We start from the raw sequence: 19467 nt of genomic DNA, 5'->3' as shown, positions 1-19467 counted from the left end.
AGAAAAGAAAGAGAAAGGTCCTCGAACTTCAAAAACAAATCGCTAATTTAGATGCCAGAATGAGTAAAATACAACCTGCTTGAAAGCCAGTAATTACAAGGTAAAATCAAAACGTTACTCAGAATTATAACCAAACCAAGAAACAGAGTGAAAAACATTAAAATTTTATTAATATTTACATTATTATTTGTTTTTTGTTCGTGCAATTACAAAATATCGAACGAAAAACCAAAACCAGACGGAATTTGGAAACAAATTGGATATGGAAATATTATCGAATTAAACGACACACTTATAAGTGTTTATAATATATCAAAGCAAGATTGTAATTTATCTTTTAAAGAACATATTTTAGATTTTGGAAAAGTCCAAAACTACACAAAAGACACATTAACTATTCAACACGGAAATGATGAATGGCTGTTTACGAGATTAGAGAAATTGCCAAATCTCTGTAAACCTACAAGCGAATTAAATCACGACCCAAAAATTAACTTTCAAGTGTTTTGGGACACATTCAATGAACATTACGCATCTTTTGATATTAAAAATATTGATTGGAAAGAAATCTATAAAAAATACGAACCTAAAGTAAACGAGAACACGACTGATTTAGAGCTTTACACAATCTTTAGGGAAATGATTGAACTTCTAAATGATGGACACGTCAAAATGGAAGTGCCCGAAAAAATTGAAAACGAGTTTAAAAATCAAATAGAAGAACAAGAAGAAAAGTATTCTAAATTGGACGAATTTAAACTCAACAAAGAAATTGCAGAATTTTATGTTGACAGTTTACGCAATTACAATGCAGGAATGGTTCGTTACGGACTTATCAAAGAAAACATAGGCTACATTCAAATCAATTCTATGCTAATGTTAGCGGATTATGACTTGGAGAAAGATTTGGATTTAAGAAATTTCTATGGTCAATATTGGGAAAAAGCAGAGAACAGAAAAGATGAATTACAAAGGCAAGACGAAGTTGACGGAATCAATAAAATACTGAATTCAATTATTAAAAACTTGCCACAAGCAAAAAGCTATATTTTAGATTTGCGTTTTAATGGTGGCGGAAAAGATGCTGTTGCACTTGACATTTTAAACCACTTTTCAAATAAAGAAAAATTGGCCTACACAAAAAAAGCAAGAATAAAAAAAGGTTTTGCAAATCCTCAAAAATTTAAAATTATTCCGTCAGAGAATCATTTTAGTGGAAATGTATATTTACTAACAAGCCATCTAACAGCAAGTGCTTCTGAAATTCTTGTTTTAGCATCTTTAGCTAATTCCAATTTCAAAAGAATTGGCTCAACAACTGAAGGAATTTTTTCTTCGACTTTAGATAAAGAACTTCCTAACGGTTGGGAATACGAGTTGTCTAATGAAGTTTATCAAGATTTAAATGGTAAAAATTACGAGAATATTGGAATTTCAGCAGATTATCAATTAGAGTATTCAACAAACAAAGACATTTTTTTAGACCAATTATCAGCTGATTTACAAAACAAAAAAGATAAAGCGATTGATTTAGCAATAGAACTTGAGAGAAAACAGTCGGAAAAATAACTATTGCCAACACCGTATATAAGCTATGGCTTGGTCAGTCCTCACTTGGAAAATCCTGCGGATTTTCCAAAGCCAGTTTTTATTTGGAGAGGTTCGTGCTTTAACACGCCACAGCTCATATACATAAACGTTGGCTGTAAATTAAGAATATAATTATTATGAAAACTGCAAAATTTATTTTAGCTATAGTTATTTCGATAATGACTATCCAGACGTATTCACAAAACTCAAACGAATTAAGAATTTATTACGGGATTTCCGACAGTGAATTATTAAGAAATTCAGATTTAGATGGGGTTGGAAATTATGATGTAAATAATTTTAATGAATTTGGAATTAAGTATTTAAGACAAGTTAAAAACAATTTTAGCATTGAATTCGGTCTAAATTTATTAAAATCAGATATTGAACATAGAGTGATGATGTGGCCAGAAGGATATCGAACCAGAAGTGAAAAATTAGAAATTATTTCTATTCCAATTTATGGTAATTATTCATTTTGGAAATATCTATTTGTCAATGCTGGACCGATTTTAGACTTTCAAACTACCGAAAATTCAATTGATTCACAATCTGGAATTGGTTATAGCTTAGGACTGGGAGCAAAATACAATTTTAATAACATTTCCATTTTCCTAAATCCTAATTTTAAAAGACACGCTGTTATTCCATTTGAAAAAGAAAATTATCATCAGAAACTTACTGAATTTGGAATTCAATTTGGTCTCGGTTACAGGTTCTAAGTGAATCTACAGCCAACAACATATAAAAACAATGCTTAAACCAGTCTTGAATCGAAACACCGTGCTCGCTTGCTCATCGGATTGTCCTGCGGACAATCACGCTCGCCAGCTCGCACAGTTTTTATACGAGACGTTACAGCACATATGACCACAAAACAAATCTTAGTCATAATTTCAATGTTTTTGCTATTCATTAGCTGTGAAAAAAAACAAACAAGTTTGGAGTTTGAAAAGGCTGTTGCGATCGAAATTTTTCCAGCTTTGCTTGATTCTGTTTTTTACGATACAAGATTGACACAGCAACCACTACCGCCACCACCGAATTTTGAATGGACTGATTCGACCGAAATTAAATTGGACGAAACCAAAATTATAGCCGATCTCGAAAAGCGAAAATCTGAATTACAAAAAGATACTACTAAATTAGTAGTTGCGATTGTGGACAGTACTTACCAGATAAATGAAAGAGCGAAAAAGGAATTGATTAACTTTTATAAGGATTTCAAAATTAAATTGGATACCACAAATATTGAAAAACCATATAAAATAAATTTAGCGGATTTAAAACACGATGATAAATTCAAACTCAAATACCGATCGCAATTACCACCTACAAGCAAAGTTTGGAAAGGCGATTATAATTTTTATCTTTCTGGAATAACTGGATTTTCACGTATTCAATTTGATCAAACAAAAAATTATGGAGTTATGATAAGCGGATTTGGTTGTGGACGACTTTGCGGATTTAGTGGATTGGTTTTTATTCGAAAAGTAAAGAGTAAATGGGTAATTGATAAGATAAAAATCATGGCAGTATCGTGAAGAAAATACGTGCTGTAACAATGTGTATAAGCAATGGCTTGTTCCCGCCTACTTGGAAAATCCTGCGGATTTTCCAATGGCAAGTACCTGTTTGCAATTGTCCGTGCCGAACCACGCCACTGCTAATACACTAAACGTTGCCCACAATATGAAAAAACTGCTTGCATTTACATTTATTCTAACTTTAAGCGCTTGTATTTTCTACAAAAAAGACGGAATAGAAATGAAAATTAAAAATGAATCAAGTGAACCTATAACAAATGTGGAATTTACTACGACTGAAAAACTGGACGTTATAAGTATTGACCGAATTGAACCGAATGAAAGTGCGACTGAATTCTTATCGATGCGGAAAAACAAAACCGATGGAGCATACTCTCTGACTTTTACTCGTGCGAATGGGAAAAAGGAAATAAGTGGTGGAGGATATTATACGAATGGAAGTTCACTTGACCATTGGGTTGATTTTATTGTGGAAAAAGACACAACGATTGTGAACTTTGACTCACCTATTTATTGAATATGAAAAAGTTATTATTAAAAAAAATTTCGGTGCTAACAATCTTTTCAGTTCTCTTAATTTTGTTATGTCTTTCAATAATGATTTTTGACTTCAAAGCTGTGAATGACCCTTTTGGTTATGGACTTATCGCAATGACAGTTGGAATTGAAGTTGGTCTATTCGGAATATTTCTTGACTTTTTACTATCCCTAATTATTAAAAACAAAATAATTCTAAACATAACGGAATTGATAATATTAAGCCTTTTTTATATTCAGTTTGGCCGAAATAAATACTGTGGGCAATAACTAAGGATTCGGCTCGCCGATAGGCCAGAGCTGAATACTGTGTGTGCGCCTAGCATGACCGATAACTATAGGGTGAAAGTCCCGAACACGCCCAAGCAGTGGGAAGTGTTAGCTTAAGGTAAGGGTGTCCATCGCGAGGTGGAATCTGAAGGAAACTGGCGGCAAAGTCCTGGCCTGACGGACAGAAACTACATATAAGGCCAAAGTTGTCTGGATAAGGTTGCACACCAAACCAAAGTCCAATACTGCTCGGAGACAACATGGTAAATGTAGCAGGTAGATGGGATTAAAGTTATCGTTCTTACCTAGGGAGATCTCATGGACGTGTGGAAACAATGTATGAAACACGGAGTAAAGCTTACCATGAGAAGTCAGCCGAGCCCATAGTACCAAGACAATGACTCATATTGGGAAGGGGTGAACCTTAAGGAGTGAGCAGTAAATGAATGTTACTGTATGAACGGAAGAACGCAGAAAATCTCGAAAGAAGAGACCTGCCCACAGAAGAATAGGACAGTATCCGAAGGCTATGTGGGAGGGCAGACGTTTTTATGGATAACTGAAAATAACCTCACGGATACCAATCAATTAGGAGATGGACTATTAGAGATGATTGTGTCACCTTCCAACCTTAATAGGGCTTACCAACAGGTAAAGCGAAACAAAGGATCTGGGGGAGTAGACAAGATGGAAGTCGAATCGTTACAAGATTATCTTGTCATACACAAAGACGAACTAATAACGTCCATTTTACAGGGAAATTACCGCCCTAACCCTGTACGCAGAGTACTTATTCCCAAGGATAACGGACATCGCAAATTAGGAATACCTACCGTAGTGGATAGGTGTATCCAACAAGCGATTGCCCAAGTTCTCTCGCCGATGTATGAACCCCAATTTAGCGACAATAGCTACGGGTTCAGACCAAGGCGCAACGCTCACGGAGCATTAAGGAAATGTCAAGCGTATATCACGGAAGGCTACAAGTATGCAGTAGATTTGGATTTAGAAAAATTCTTTGACACGGTAAACCATAGCAAGCTGATAGAGACACTCTCTCGTACTGTAAAAGACGGTCGAGTGGTATCACTGATACATAAATATCTTAATGCGGGAGTGCAAGTAGGATCCAAAATACGAACTAGTGAAGTGGGGGTTCCGCAAGGAGGTCCACTAAGTCCAATTTTAAGCAACATTATGTTGAACGAAATGGACAAAGAGCTGGAGAGTAGGGAGCATAAATTTGTACGTTATGCTGATGACCTTCTGATACTATGCAGAAGTAAACGCAGTGCAGAACGGACAATGAGCTCAATGATCCACTTTATAGAGGACAAACTGTTCTTAAAAGTGAATAGGGAGAAAAGCCAAAGTGCCCACATAAGGAAGGTCAAATTCCTTGGATACTCCTTTTACAAAAGCAAAGGAGAAGGGCGCCTACGGATACACCGAAAGAGTGTAGCAAAAATGAAAGCTAAAATAAAAGAGCTGACATCCCGTAGTAATGGCTGGGGTAATTCCCGAAGAAAAGAAGTCCTTCGCCAGTACATCACTGGTTGGGGGAACTACTTCAAATTGGCAGACATGAAGAATCGGCTTCTTAGAATAGACGAGTGGTACCGAAGACGAATCAGGATGGTGATATGGAAACAATGGAAACGGATACGAACCAGAGTGAAGAATCTTATCAAGCTAGGGGTTAAGAAATCCAAGGCTTGGGAATGGGCAAATACAAGGAAAAGCTATTGGCATACAGCTAATAGTTTTATCCTTAAGACCACAATCACCACGGAAAATCTGAGAAAAGCAGGCTATGTAATGCTGTCAGACCAATATCGAAAGGTTAGTATCAAAACTTAAGGAAGCGCCCAGTACGGATCCGTACGCTGGGTGCTGTGGAAGGTCGGAGCGGGAATTAATCCCGTTCCTCCTATCCGATTGACGAATCCGGTTGATTTGCCGTCTTATGGGTAAAACGTTAAGTTGAGTGAAGGATACTAGGAGGTTACGCTGGTATTTGTGTGGTCAAAATGTATAGATCTAAATTATTGTCTACATTCTTTGCAGTTTTCTACTGGTTTTGGTTGACAATCTCTGGTTTTTATTTTTTAATTTTTAAGTCATGGCATAGCAGAGCCAGTCCGCCTTTGCAGAATAATTTTTAGTTGCTCCTATTCAATTTTCTATCTTTTAGTAAAACGCGCCAATTTTCGGGAGGCCCACGATCATTGAACAGCAGAATAGTATGCAGTCTCCCTTTTTTACAAACAGGACATCGGCGGTGCAAAATCTGCTGTATGGTACTGATAGGTTCCATTTTCATCGTTGCCAGTTCGCCTTGTAGTTTTGGCAACTTCTCCTTTTTCCAACTGCTACTCAAAATACCATAATGCCGTATTCGGGTAAATCCCTTGGGCAGGATCTGCCACCTTCTTAATTTGTAAAATACACTCCCAAAGAAAACATTAAATATATTCTTTGTCAACTATATGAAAGTCAGTTAAATAAATTAAAACCGTAGTATTTAGGGCTGTTTGCGTATATACAGACTTAATTTTATTAGCAAATTAACAGATTGAAAAAATTCGATTATTACTCTACTTTTAGTAAATTGAATTTTAGATTACAGAGTTTATAAACAGATTCAAACGGGTTTTGAAGTCCGAAAAGCCAAAAAAAAATGGCAGGACTTCTCTATCAGTGCATACGATACAATTTAATGAGCTCTAAATGAACTTTAAAGAAGATAATAATCTTTTAAAAACAGGTAATGCATTCTTAACTAAACTATCTTTGTACTTCGTTTTATCGGTTGAAAAATACTTTTTTGCGGATGAAATACAACATTTGACTGTTTGTAGAAGTTTTTTTCTGAATTCATAATCATATTAATAGTGAAATATTTCTAATTAAAATCCAATTTAGACTGCTTCTAACCGGCAACAGATTTCGGAGATTGTTCAAAATAAATAGTGTATGACGAATAAAATTGAGAATCAGCATTTTTTAAAACAGGAAGTAAAAATTACAACCGCTCTAAAATTGTCTGAAGAAGCATTAGAGGCATTGGATGAAGCAAATAAGGAAATTGCGATCAAGCTTTCTCGGGCTGTAAAAGAACTTTCTTTGCAAAATGAGGAAATTAATAACCGGGCAGCAGAATTAATTCTGGCTAATAAAGAGCTCGCATTTCAAAATGATCAAAAAGATAAACGTGCAGCAGAACTCGTTATTGCAAATTTAGAGCTTGCCTATCAAAACGAGGAAAAAGAAAAACGAGCAGCAGAACTCGTCATTGCAAATAAAGAGCTCAGCTTTCAAAAAGGGGAAAAGAAAAAAAGAGCTGTCGAATTATATGATTCCAACAAAGAAGTAGACGAATTAGAGAAGCGCGTAAAAGAGCGTACTGAAGATTTAGAATCATTTTCATATTCTGTATCGCATGATCTGCGTACGCCGCTTCGTGCTATAAACGGGTACGCACAAATGTTGAGCGAAGATTATGAAGCAGTGCTTGATGCTGAAGGAAAAAGATGGTTGGGAGAAGTGAGAAATAATGCTAAAAAAATGGGCGTACTGATAGATGACCTTCTTACCTTTTCTAGATTGGGCCGGAAAGCAATAGTAAAATCTAAAGTGGATATGAATGCGTTGGCCGAAACTGTAATGTCAGAAATTAATCAAAGCATGACGCACCATGCAGAAATAAGGTTTAACAATCTTTTCCCAGCTACGGGAGACTTTAGTTTATTAAAGCTTGTAATGACAAACCTTTTATATAACGCCATAAAATATTCTTCAAAAAAAGAGAAACCGATTATAGAAATAAGTTCGGTTCGCAAAAATGGAACTCTTATATATTGTGTTAAGGACAATGGCGCAGGCTTTGATATGCAATATGCACATAAATTATTCGGTGTGTTTCAGCGGCTTCATTCCGTTGAGGAATTTTCAGGCACGGGGGTGGGTCTTGCTATTGTTCACCGGATTATTAACAAACACGGAGGAAAAGTTTGGGCCAAAGGAAAAGAAGGAGAAGGTGCCGATTTCTTTTTTAGCTTAGCATGTAATGAAGCGGAAATAGTAGAAAATAATATGTTTAAACTAAACTAAATATGGACGTTAACAAGGTCGAAATCCTGCTGATAGAAGATAATATGAACGATGCAGAGCTTGCAATTCGTGCATTTAAAAAAGGCAATATTAACAACACTCTTGTTCATCTTAAAGACGGCGCCCAGGCACTCGAATTTCTTTATGGAACTGGAAAATTTGAAGGTAGAGACACGACCAACAAGCCCAAGGTAATTCTGTTAGATTTAAAAATGCCAAAAATGGATGGTCTGGAAGTATTAACACATATCAAGGCACATGAACTTACAAAAGCGATTCCAGTTGTAGTGCTTACGTCTTCTAAAGAACATCCTGATATTGAACGTGCCTATTCCCTGGGTGCAAATAGCTATATTGTAAAGCCCGTTGAGCTCGATGAGTTTACCAAAGTAGTTACAGATCTCGGTTTCTATTGGTTACTGAAAAATCAATCCCCTGTGTAAAGTAATAAAAATCCCTACAAATTGAAGAATAAACTAAGAATACTACATCTCGAAGACGTTTCTACTGATGCTGAATTAGTAGAAAGAGAATTGAAAAAAGGACATTTTCGCTTTGAGAGTTTGGTTGTTGCTAATAAAATAGCTTTCGAACGCGCACTCATAGAATTTGAACCAGACCTGATTATTGCAGACCACACGCTACCTTCTTTTGATTCCGTAGAAGCAATGGGAATTATGAAACAGAGAGGAATAGAGATTCCTATTATATTGGTTACCGCCACAATATCTGATGAATATGCTGTTGAAATAATGAAAGCGGGAGCAGATGATTATATTCTAAAAGACCGCATGCATAGGCTGCCACAAGCAGTATTGAATGCTATGGAAAAATACCGCTTAAAAAAAGCAAAGCAACTTATAATAGATGATTTAATAAACAGTCAGTTACATTTAAAAGAAGCCCAGGAAATTGCTAAGTTAGGAAGCTGGGAAATAGACTTACAAACCTATGAAATAACCTGGTCTGAAGAAACACATGGTATCTTTGAAACCGATCCAAGTACTTATCAAGTAACCTTTGAGGGCTTTCTTTCTTTTGTGCCAGCAGAGTATCGAATACAACTTGACACAGCTTTAGAAAATTCATTAAACAGTACATCTAATGGTTTTATTGAGCACAAGATCATTTTACAAAATGGAAAATTAAAATATATTACACATAATTGGAAAACTTTTAAAGATCTGGATGGCAAGCCTTTACGAGCAGTAGGAACGAGTCAAGATATCACAGAAAAAAAGCTGGCAGAAAAAGAAATAACGAAGTTATCCCTTGTTGCAAGAAAAACGAGCAATGCTGTAATAATCACTGATGCCGAAGAAAAAATTCAATGGGTGAATGATGCCTTTATCAGAATGACAGGATTTGAAATAAATGAAATTCTTGGCAAAACACCTGGTAGTTTTTTACAAGGACCAGAAACAGATCCTGAGGTAGTTCGTTTTATGCACGAAAAAATCAGCAACAAAGAACCATTCAAGTGTGATATAATTAATTATACAAAATCGGGCGACAAGTTTTGGACAAATATAGAATGCCAGCCAAAGTTTGATTCCACTGGCAAACTTACCGGATTCTTTTCTATTCAAACGGATATCACAAAGGAAAAAGAAGCGGAACAAGCCATCTATACATTGACCGAAAGGATGACCCTAGCTACTAAAGCAGCAAAGTTAGGAATTTGGGACTGGGATATTGTAAAGGATACCATGACTTGGGATGATAGAATGTATGAGTTATACGGAATAGAAAGGAAAGAATTTTTCAGTGCGTTAAGTGATTGGGGAAATTGTATACATCCTGATGATTATGAAAAAGCCAACAAAGATTCTAAAGATGCCTTGGCAGGAATCCGTGATTATGAGCCAGAATTCAGGGTTGTTTGGCCAGATAAATCTGTTCACTACCTAAAAGGAAATGCGGTGGTAATATGCGATGCCACAGGGAAACCTGTGCGAATGATTGGACTGAATTTTGATATCACCGAGAAAAAAAGATTAGAGGGCGCAGTAGAAACTGAAAGAAATCAATTTTTCGAAATGTTTTCAAGAGCGCCGGCGGCTATAGGAATGCTCAAAGGACCAAACCATATTGTTGAAATGGCCAATCCATCCTATTTACGATTTATTGGGAAAAGGAATATCGTTGGAAAAACAATGTTAGAACTGCTACCAGGTTTATTACCAAAAGGATTTGATGAGAGCTTTATAGATTTATTAGATAAAGTATACAATACCGGTGAGACCTATTTTGGGACAGAAAGATTTATACAGATAAACAATGAAGGCAAAGGTGAAATGACCGATTTGTATATCAACTATATTTACCAAGCCTTTAGAAATGGTAAGGGAGATATAGCAGGCGTTTTCTTTTTTATAAATGATATTACTGAACAAATTCTATCGCGACAAGATTTAGAAAGGAGCGAACAACAATACCGCCAGATTGTAGAAACAACTCAGGAGGGAATTTGGCAACTCGATGAAAACAACAAAATCACTTTTGTAAATAAAAATATTTGCGAAATTCTTGAATACTCTGAAGAGGAAATGCTGGGGAAAGAGCATTTGTCCTTTATGGAGGAGAGTGAAAAGCAAAAAGCCATTAAGGCAATTGAACGAAGAAAAGAGGGAATACCAGAAAGTTATAAACTTACTTTTATTTCTAAAAGTGGAAAACATATTCTTACTAACGTCTCTGCGACTCCCATTTTTGATGAAAAAGGAAATTATTCAGGGGCTTTAGGAATGGTATCAGACATTACTGATAAAAAGAAATTGGAAGAGCTTTTAGAAGAAGCTTCAAAGTTGGCGAGGATAGGAAGTTTTGAACTAGATTGTAGAAAAGATATCATGTATTGGTCTCTGGTGACTAAAGAAATTCACGAAGTAGCTTTAGATTATATTCCTACGCTTAAAGATGGAATTGCATTTTATAAAGAAGGAGATAGTAGAGATAAAATGAATAAGGCATACAAGAACGCCGTTAATGATAACATCTCATATGATTTGGAATTGCAGATAATCACGGCAAATGGAAATGAACGCTGGATTAGAAAAATAGGCCGACCAACTTTTGTAGATGGAAAGTGCGCTAGAATTAACGGGAGTTTTCAGGATATCACCCCAATTAAGAACTCAGAAATAGAAGCTTTGAAGGCTTCAGAAGAAAAAGAGATTGTTTTGGAAAGTATTGGGGACGCTTTTATTATGGTAGATACTAACTGGAACGTGACCTATTGGAATCAGCATGCAGCCAACTTTTTACAATGCAGTAGGGCAGAAATTATTAACAAAAATATTTGGGAGCGATTTCCAGATGCCATCCAAACAAAATTCTTTAGCAATTATCATAAAGCTGTTTTAGAACAATCCGTAGTAAATTTTGAGGAATACTATGAAGGTGTAAGTAAATGGTTTGAGGTTACTGCTTATCCTTCAAACAGCGGCCTTTCAATATATTTTAGAGATGTTACTTCAAGAAAAGAGACGCAGCTGCAAGTTATTGAGCTCAATAAAAATTTAAAGGGACATACTGAGGAGCTTGTACAGAGAAATAGCGATTTGGAACAATTTTCTTATATTGTTTCGCACAACCTTCGCGCGCCAGTAGCAAATATTCTTGGCCTTGGAGATTTATTAGGGCAGGAAGATTATACTCAGGAGATGAAAAATGATTTCCAGAATGCCCTGCTGGACAATGTAAAGCGTTTGGACCTTGTAATAACCGATCTTAATTCGATTTTACAAGTAAAAGGAAAGATTAATGCCAAGAAACAATCTGTAGTTCTCAATGATCTGGTTGACGCTATTAAAAACAGCATTCAAAATTTAGTTGATAAGGAAAATGTGAACATCACAACAGATTTCAGAATGCCGGTAATACATACTGTGCAAAGTTATATGCATAGTATATTCTATAACCTGATCGCGAACAGTATTAAATACCACCAACCGGAAATTCCAGCCGAAATTGCGATTAGTTCTGAATTGAAAGATGGATTTGTGGTTATCACTTTTAAAGATAATGGCTTAGGAATAGATCTCGATAAAAAACGCGGACAGGTCTTTATTCTATATAAAAGATTTCATCACCATGTGGAAGGGAAAGGGATGGGATTATTCCTTGTAAAAACGCAAGTCGAATTGCTTGGTGGTAAAATCGCAATTGAGAGCAAAGTGAATGATGGTACAACATTTACCGTGACGTTTGAGGAACGAATTTTTAATACTATTAATGAAGATGATTAAAAGACAGCGCTATATGGTTGTAGATGATGACCCTACTAATAATATGATTTGTGAATTTACAATTAAACGTTTTAATAAAGATGCAGAAATAAAAATTTTTACTGAAGCTGAAAAAGCGCTAATTTTTATAAAAGAAAATTACGGCACAAGCGTTGAACCAATGTCCACCTTTCTTTTTCTAGATATTAATATGCCTACCATGACGGGATGGGAATTTTTAGATGCCTTTTCAGAATTTGAAGAATCATTGAAGAAACAATTTAGCATTTATATTTTATCATCTTCTATAGAGGATTTTACTAAAGAAGCAGAGAGTTATACGAGTGTTCAAGGATTCCTTTCAAAACCGTTAAAAGTGAGCAATCTTGAACCATTGGCGAATATTTAAAAGATCAAATTCGTTTGATTGGTTGCCACAGTTCCGATACTTAAACATATAATTGTCCATCCTCAAATAGGGCGAAACTTATCATGACTTTGCAACCTAAACAGCCATTTTAACCGGATAGCCGCTTATGAATAGGTTTGAGATTGAACTCTTATTAAAGCGTTTAAACTTGAGGTCTAATAGAACTGTGCAGTTGATTGACAAGGTCAAAGAAGGGTGATTTATAGGTGGAAATAAAAATAAATTTGGAGGCTGTATTCTTGGAGGAATCGGTCTGTTGTTAGGGATAACACTTCTGATTTTAAAAGATGTTGGAAAAATAAAGTAATAAACGTCAGGTAACAGCTAAGTGTTCGGCTCGCTGCTAATTATTGCTTTCATTATCGGAATCCCATTTCCCGGTTCGCTTTATTTCATATTAGAAGTATGTTATGAGCACATTTTAATATCCCATAAGCAATAGACCAACAATGTAAGATTATCATGTTTGGTATAATGGCATTGATCAGAAAAACGTCTAGACCAGTTGAAAAGAACATTTTTTTAGAGGGATAGTGCATTCAAGTTTTGCCAATTCCGTAGAAATGCTAAAATACCTTTAATTGATAGTTCTACCTTTGCTCTCGTTCATATCTCACATTTCGGATTGATTTTTATAAACCAGCAATGGGAATGCTTGATTGCACCATCTTTACTTTTGAAATATGTTGAGTGTGAGTGTTCTATTTTTTGTATACAGAAAACGTTCAGGTTCAATTTAAGAATGATTTAATGCATTTTTTTGCAATCAGCGGGAATAGAACAACACTACTACTGGTTACCGTTGCACCACGTCATAAAAACACATAGAACAAACTGATTTAAGTGCTTTTGATCTCCAACTAATTAACAGAGATTAAATGAATATCAAAAATAAGTACAGCTCCACCAGGAATACCAGGACGTCCCTGATTACCATAGCCTAAATGCGAAGGAATCAATAGTTTACCTTTACCACCTTCTTTAAAATAGGGAATGCCCTCTGTCCATCCTTTAATGACTTGTTGTAGACCAAACGAAATCCCGTTAGCATCACTTTCATCAAAAGTTTTTCCGTCTAAAAAATAACCTTTATAGGCTACGGTAACATTGGAGGTAGTGGATGGCTGCCCACCAGAGCCAGGCTTATTAATGACATAATAAAGGCCAGAATCAGTTTTTTGGGCATCTAAATTATTCTCGTCAATATATGCTAAAATATCTTCATTATTTTTCGCTTTGTAGTCTACATTGTCATCATTATTATTACATGCTGTTAAGAATGCGATTACCAAAACAAATACTAGGTATTTTTTCATAAAAATCTAATTTTTTAAGGAATCAAATATAGGCCAAATGCTATTATAAACGGTAATAAATTAGTTTGCAATTTTCGACTAATGATATAGCATAAATAGTTGGTCTTTATGATCATCAAGATCTCATTTCGTGTAAAGCTCTGAGATTAGGGAATGCTTAATTATTACAATCGAATAAATCATATTCAATTTCTTATAAATAACAGTTGATAGGATGAATTGGTGCTTTATGGCATCTAACTTCAATTTTTCATTGTCTCCAAACCATAATAGAAATATAAACGACAATCAATTTCCCTTGACATAAATCTTGTTGAATTTATGTTTCATCTCCACGTTCCCTAACATGACTATTTCAGCCCCATGAGGCAGTATAGTTTCTGATGAGAGTAAGGTCATAACCTTTGAGTTTTCTTTAATAGCAATTACCGACAAGCCGGTTTTAGCACCAATATTAGAGGCTGCTAGGGTTTTTCCTTCTAATGATTTTGGTATCGGAATGATAAACAAGGTAAAACCTTCTCCAAGAACGGTCAGTTCCTGCCCTTTAGAAATCGATAATACGGCTTCAGAACCTAATGTAGAGTAGCTCAAAACAAAATTAGCACCTGCTTTTTGTATAATATCCACATTTCGAGCTTCGGATATTCGACTCACTATTCGTACATCGTTGTTTAATTGACGGCAATAGGAGGCGAGATAAATATTCATGGTGTCATCATGGGTAGACAATAAGACGGATGGGGCATCTAAAATTCCAGCACTTTTTAGCAATTGGTAATCGGAGGCATCCCCCAAAAATACTTTATTGCAGAAAGGGGTTACTTTTTTACACACTTCCGGATCTTTATCCACAACATTCACCAAGACGCCATTTTTGTGCAAAGATTTTGCCGCCGCCAAGCCTACTCGGCCCGCTCCGATTAACAATACGGGATGGGGGTTAACTTCGTAATCGTGAAAGAGTTCGTCAATATTTTGAAGTTGCTTTTTATGTCCAATAACGACTAAAATACTTTCCTGGGTGAGCGTTTCAATACCAGCTATAGGTTGCAACCTGCCGCGCTCCCAAATGCCCACAATACTCACCCCAAAACGTTGTCTTAAATCCATCTCTCGGATGCGTTGTGACACAAATGGCGTGTTATAGATTGGTAATTCGGCAATCAAAAGATCTTCATATTGCCCTATGGCATGAGACTCTGCGTGTTGGGTATTGACTCTATTTGCCAACTGCTCACCTAACCACTTTTTTACCGGCAATACGTGGTCCGCTCCACTTAATTGTTGTACATCTACAGATTCAATAAGAGTTGCAATGGCAACAATGGGAACAGTAGGGGCAAGTTCTCTAATGGTGAGTATGATTTTGGTGTTTAAGAAGTCATCTCTATTGATCAGCACCATCTTTGCATCTTCAATATTACCTAGGATAAAGGTTCCCTGGTCGTCCAATTCCCCAAGCAATACGGGCACATTGTCATCATGCATTTTCATCGCTTTTTCCAGATCGTTTTCAATGACAAAATAGGGCGTGTTTTCCTGTTCCAATCGCTCTGTGAGATCTCTAGCGATAACATCATAAGCACATATCAAGATGTGATTTTTAGTTCCTGCAGGAACCTGACGCAGTACCTTGTTTTTCTTTTTTGATTCTAAAAGGGGGATGTAAAAGTGCCTTATAAAGGCAAACGGTAATACAATCATTAACATGACAATTCCAGAAAGTAAGACCACTATGCTGAAAAAACGACCGAGATCAGAAGCAAAGGTAATATCTCCAAAGCCCAGCGTGCTCATGACGGTCAGGGTCCAATAGAAGCCTGTGATCCAAGAGTGGTTTTGACCTTCAGAGGCCATTATAAAATGAAAAAGAACGGAATAGATCACGATGACAATTCCGAGAAGGATTAGATATTTTAGTAAAAGTTTAGAGTTTTTTTTAAAGTCTTTATCGCCTAAATAATACGCTAACTGACTGCCGATAAATTTCATACGTTGTTATTCTTGAAAAATTGCAATGTGTTCATTCCGATTCTTAATCTAATGATTTAATTTGTGTTTTGCGGTTTGTTTAAGAAAAATTGTAAACCTCCAAATGTAAAGATACATATGTGTTTTAGGAATAAAAAAAAGAAAGCGATACCATGAGGCAATCTAAGGATAGCTTATGAAACATAACTATTAAAGGTGAATTATAGCAAACACACATTAATCCACACCATAGGGGCAAGTTGTTAAGGGGTTTATTTCGTGTTTTGTTCGGAATTTAAGTGGCATTAAGGCGTTGTCTCTTCCAAATTATAATGCAGTATTCAACACTACAGCTTTTAAATTTATTATTTTTAGGTTAGACCATTCCAAATGCTCATAGTTTTAGTGGTTATAAATTGCGTTGTGCTAGATTATTAATGGAGGACTGAGCAGATTGTTTTTCTTTGACCAAACTTCATTTATGATAGCACTACGTTATTGAATAGGAGATTATAATCAACTCAGGAATTTAATGACGTAAAATGAAGAAACACCTATTCAAAGTACTAATTGACGTAGGCCTAACCAATGTCAATTCATGGAATATTTCATAATAGGCTGGTGTTTGCTTTATAGTATGTTAAACAGGTTGACCAGGATGGGTTCAAAATCACACCCTTAAGCAGCCTCGGAATCCACGAGAAGCATAGTAGGATTCTGCGCCATTATGATAGACAAAAACAGTATCATAACGCCGGTCACAAAAAATTGCGCCGCCTAATTTTCTAATGGCCTCAGAAGTCTTGACCCAGCTTGAGGTTTTTAAATCAAAATGTTCTGTGTTCTGGATGTCGCGATAGGCGTCTTCGGTTAAGATTTCGATACCCATTGTGGTCGCCAGGTGTATCGCGCTGTTTTTGGGTTTATTTGTCTTCCTTGAGTTTAGGGCTTCATGATCATAACATAAACTTCTGCGACCGGCTGGACTCTCGGGCGCGCAATCATAAAACACATACTCGTCTGTGTTGTTATCATAGCGCAGCACATCTGGTTCGCCTCCGGTAGTTTCCATCTCATTTAGGGACCATAGTTTTCCCGAATTAGACTCCAATCTGGCTTGCACATTTACCCATACCATATTCTTATATCGCTCCATATGGTCTTCAAAACGTTTTTTTAATAGTGCGAGTAATGCAGCGCTCTGTAATTGCGATAACTCCTTTGCCATACAAATAAATTAATGTTTTAGGTGAGGTGCAATCCATTTAATACCCAAAAGTCTTTCTGTTTTAAATAATTAATTACTCGTAAACATTGATGGAATTATATGATTTAACACTCTTAAAAGTAATTAAGATTTGCATATGAACAAGTTTTAACCGCTTATATTTTGGCCTGATAGGTGTAAAGTTCAAAGTAGCGACCTTCTTTGGCAATCAATTGGTCGTGGGTGCCACGTTCTACAATGTGCCCGGCTTCTATAACCAAAATTTGATCTGCTTTTCTGATTGTGCTCAAACGATGCGCAATGACGATTGTGGTTCGGTCTTTGATCAATTCGGCCAAACTCTTCTGAATTAAGGCTTCACTCTGGGTGTCTAAACTTGATGTGGCTTCGTCTAAAATTATGATTTTTGGGTTGGCTAAAATTGCGCGGGCAATCGCTAAACGTTGGCGTTGTCCGCCAGAGAGTTTGACGCCTCGTTCTCCAATTAAGGTGTTTAGACCATCATCAAACCGATCCGTAAATTCATTGACGTAGGCCGCATTGACGGCATTTTGCAATTCTGCTTCCGTCGCATTTGGTCTTGGGAACATGATATTTTTGCGAATAGTCCCTTCAAATAAAAATTCATCTTGTAATACGACGCCTAAATATTGTCGGTAACTGCTTAGCTTCACCTTAGATAAATCTTGATTGTCGATAGTGACCTTTCCAGATTGTGGGGTTAAGAATGTAGCAGAAAGACCCGCAATGGTCGATTTTCCAGAACCGGAACTTCCTACCAACGCGGTAACCGAACCAGCAGGCGCTTTAAAGTTGATGTTGTGCAAAATTTGCTTGCCCTCTTCATATGAAAAGGATACATCGGTGAATTCAATGTCACCTTTAAGTTGCTTTAAGGCAATGGTTCTGTCCTGATTATCTTCTTCCGCGGTGATGTTCATCAGCTCTTCGGTTCTGTCCAAACCGGCTAAAGCCTCAGTCAACTGACTCCCGATATTACTCATTTGCACGATAGGCGCAATCATAAACCCTAGAATAAGCGTAAAAAATAGAAAATCGCCCGTGGTCATTTCTCCAATCATCATATAATAGCCACCCATGCCCATAATACCGGTGGTAGCCACGCCGATTAAAAATGTTGAAGAACTAGTCATCAATGCTGTTGCCGTTAAACTCTTTTTTACATTCTGATATAGTCGTTCTACACCGTTTTCAAAAACAACATTTTCCTGTTCCTCAGCATTAAAAGCTTTAATCACTCGGACGCCAGCAAGGGTTTCAGTTAAACGACCTGTCACTTCAGCATTGATTTTACCTCGGGTTCTAAAAATTGGACGGATATATTTAAAAGCTTTTAAGGCTATATACCCGAAGATTGACAAGGGTACAAACACAAAAAGCGTCATCCATGCATTTATTTTAATCAAAATAACTAAAGATACGATGGCCGTAAATGAGCCACCTACCAATTGTACCAGTCCCGTGCCTATCAGATTTCTGACACCTTCCACATCGGTCATAATTCTTGAAACTAGAGCCCCAGATTTGGTGTTGTCAAAAAAGCTAATAGGAAGTGACAACACTTTTTTCTGCACTTTAGAGCGTAATTCGCTAATTAAAAATTGGGCTTGAACGCTTAAGATTCGAGTGAGTAAAAAGGAAGTTAGCGCTTGTACGGTAATGGCGCCGATCACGATCGCAATCAAGGTATAGAGTTGGGATAAATCTTTATTAGGCACCACTTCATCCAAGAGCACTTTACTCTGCCAAGGCAGAATCAATCCGGATATGCTTTTAATCACAATCAAGATGAGCCCGATAAAAACTAAATTTCGTCGAGGCCAAATAATGGTTTTGAAAGCTTGGACCATCGTCACCTTTGGTTGTGAGTGATCTTTGCGTTTTGGTGTTTCTTTAAAATGCTGCATAATTTATAATCAATAATAGAGATGGCAAAAATACTCATTAAAGTAGGGTTTATGAGATTCTGCCGGCCTAAAGTAGAATATGAAGCTATAGAGGAGTGAAGAATAATGTGATGATGTGATTTGAATGATACCAATAGTAAACTAATTAATCTTAATGGATAAAAAAACCAGAGTTTTTCAACTATGGTTTTAGTTCTATTTTTATAAACGCTCTGTATATCTTGTCTACTTCGTCAAAAGGATTGGAAAACACAGAACTAATTTGCGCACTTAGGCCGGCGTCAATTTACTCACCTTGTACATTT

At 36.4% G+C, this 19467-nt stretch carries 13 protein-coding genes and 1 pseudogene; 9 read left to right on the top strand and 5 right to left on the bottom strand.

Translation table 11 applies throughout. The features are described 5' to 3' along the window. Positions 1 to 147: 147 nt before the first annotated feature. The 5 genes from ES711_RS14005 (at position 148) to ltrA (ending at position 5804) form a co-directional block, all read left to right on the top strand. On the top strand, positions 148 to 1569 hold the full coding sequence (locus ES711_RS14005; protein ID WP_146893922.1) for a S41 family peptidase: 1422 nt from the start codon (positions 148 to 150) through the stop codon (positions 1567 to 1569). 158 nt (positions 1570 to 1727) lie between these two features. Further along, positions 1728 to 2312: an outer membrane beta-barrel protein gene (locus ES711_RS14000; RefSeq protein WP_146893921.1), complete on the top strand. Its 585-nt coding sequence runs from the start codon at positions 1728 to 1730 to the stop codon at positions 2310 to 2312. A 144-nt stretch (positions 2313 to 2456) separates the two neighbouring features. Beyond that, a complete protein-coding gene (locus ES711_RS13995) occupies positions 2457 to 3134 on the top strand; it encodes a hypothetical protein (protein ID WP_146893920.1) in 678 nt (225 codons plus the stop codon). Between the two features lie 148 nt (positions 3135 to 3282). Further along, positions 3283 to 3654 (top strand): hypothetical protein, encoded by a 372-nt coding sequence (locus ES711_RS13990; RefSeq protein ID WP_170245271.1) that lies wholly within the window; start codon positions 3283 to 3285, stop codon positions 3652 to 3654. 746 nt (positions 3655 to 4400) lie between these two features. Further along, complete coding sequence (gene ltrA / locus ES711_RS13985) at positions 4401 to 5804, top strand: group II intron reverse transcriptase/maturase (protein ID WP_146893918.1); 1404 nt, start codon at positions 4401 to 4403, stop codon at positions 5802 to 5804. 301 nt (positions 5805 to 6105) lie between these two features. On the opposite strand, the pseudogene ES711_RS16655 reads toward ltrA, so the two are convergent. Further along, positions 6106 to 6366 (bottom strand): annotated as a pseudogene (locus ES711_RS16655) (IS91 family transposase); the annotation flags it as partial. Positions 6367 to 6920: 554 nt separating this feature from the next. Between ES711_RS16655 and ES711_RS13975 the strand changes: the two are divergent. The 4 genes from ES711_RS13975 to ES711_RS13960 are packed head-to-tail and all read left to right on the top strand — an operon-like array spanning position 6921 to position 12695. Then, on the top strand, positions 6921 to 8057 hold the full coding sequence (locus ES711_RS13975) for a sensor histidine kinase (RefSeq protein ID WP_146893917.1): 1137 nt from the start codon (positions 6921 to 6923) through the stop codon (positions 8055 to 8057). Between the two features lie 2 nt (positions 8058 to 8059). After that, entirely contained in the window at positions 8060 to 8500 is a 441-nt protein-coding gene (locus ES711_RS13970) for a response regulator (RefSeq protein ID WP_146893916.1), read from the top strand. A gap of 21 nt (positions 8501 to 8521) precedes the next feature. Next, positions 8522 to 12307: a PAS domain S-box protein gene (locus ES711_RS13965; RefSeq protein ID WP_146893915.1), complete on the top strand. Its 3786-nt coding sequence runs from the start codon at positions 8522 to 8524 to the stop codon at positions 12305 to 12307. Next, positions 12294 to 12695 carry a response regulator gene (locus ES711_RS13960; protein WP_146893914.1) on the top strand — a complete coding sequence of 134 codons (402 nt, stop codon included), beginning with the start codon at positions 12294 to 12296 and terminating at the stop codon, positions 12693 to 12695. Before ES711_RS13965 ends, ES711_RS13960 begins: the two co-directional genes overlap by 14 nt. Positions 12696 to 13576: 881 nt before the next feature. On the opposite strand, the gene ES711_RS13955 is transcribed toward ES711_RS13960, so the two are convergent. From ES711_RS13955 to ES711_RS13940, 4 genes are all read right to left on the bottom strand, one after another. Next, a complete protein-coding gene (locus ES711_RS13955) occupies positions 13577 to 14032 on the bottom strand; it encodes an FKBP-type peptidyl-prolyl cis-trans isomerase (RefSeq protein ID WP_146893913.1) in 456 nt (151 codons plus the stop codon). A 288-nt stretch (positions 14033 to 14320) separates the two neighbouring features. Next, on the bottom strand, positions 14321 to 16027 hold the full coding sequence (locus tag ES711_RS13950) for a potassium channel family protein (RefSeq protein WP_146893912.1): 1707 nt from the start codon (positions 16025 to 16027) through the stop codon (positions 14321 to 14323). 649 nt (positions 16028 to 16676) lie between these two features. Beyond that, positions 16677 to 17234, bottom strand: coding sequence for a DUF4256 domain-containing protein (locus ES711_RS13945; protein ID WP_146893911.1), 558 nt, complete (start codon positions 17232 to 17234; stop codon positions 16677 to 16679). 155 nt (positions 17235 to 17389) lie between these two features. Further along, positions 17390 to 19162 (bottom strand): ABC transporter ATP-binding protein, encoded by a 1773-nt coding sequence (locus ES711_RS13940; protein WP_146893910.1) that lies wholly within the window; start codon positions 19160 to 19162, stop codon positions 17390 to 17392. Positions 19163 to 19467 lie beyond the last annotated feature (305 nt).

Source organism: Gelidibacter salicanalis, assembly GCF_007997285.1.
GTDB classification, from domain to species: Bacteria; Bacteroidota; Bacteroidia; order Flavobacteriales; family Flavobacteriaceae; genus Gelidibacter; species Gelidibacter salicanalis.
Note: the sequence above shows the minus strand (reverse complement) of the source record. Positions and strands in the feature narration are given on the sequence as shown.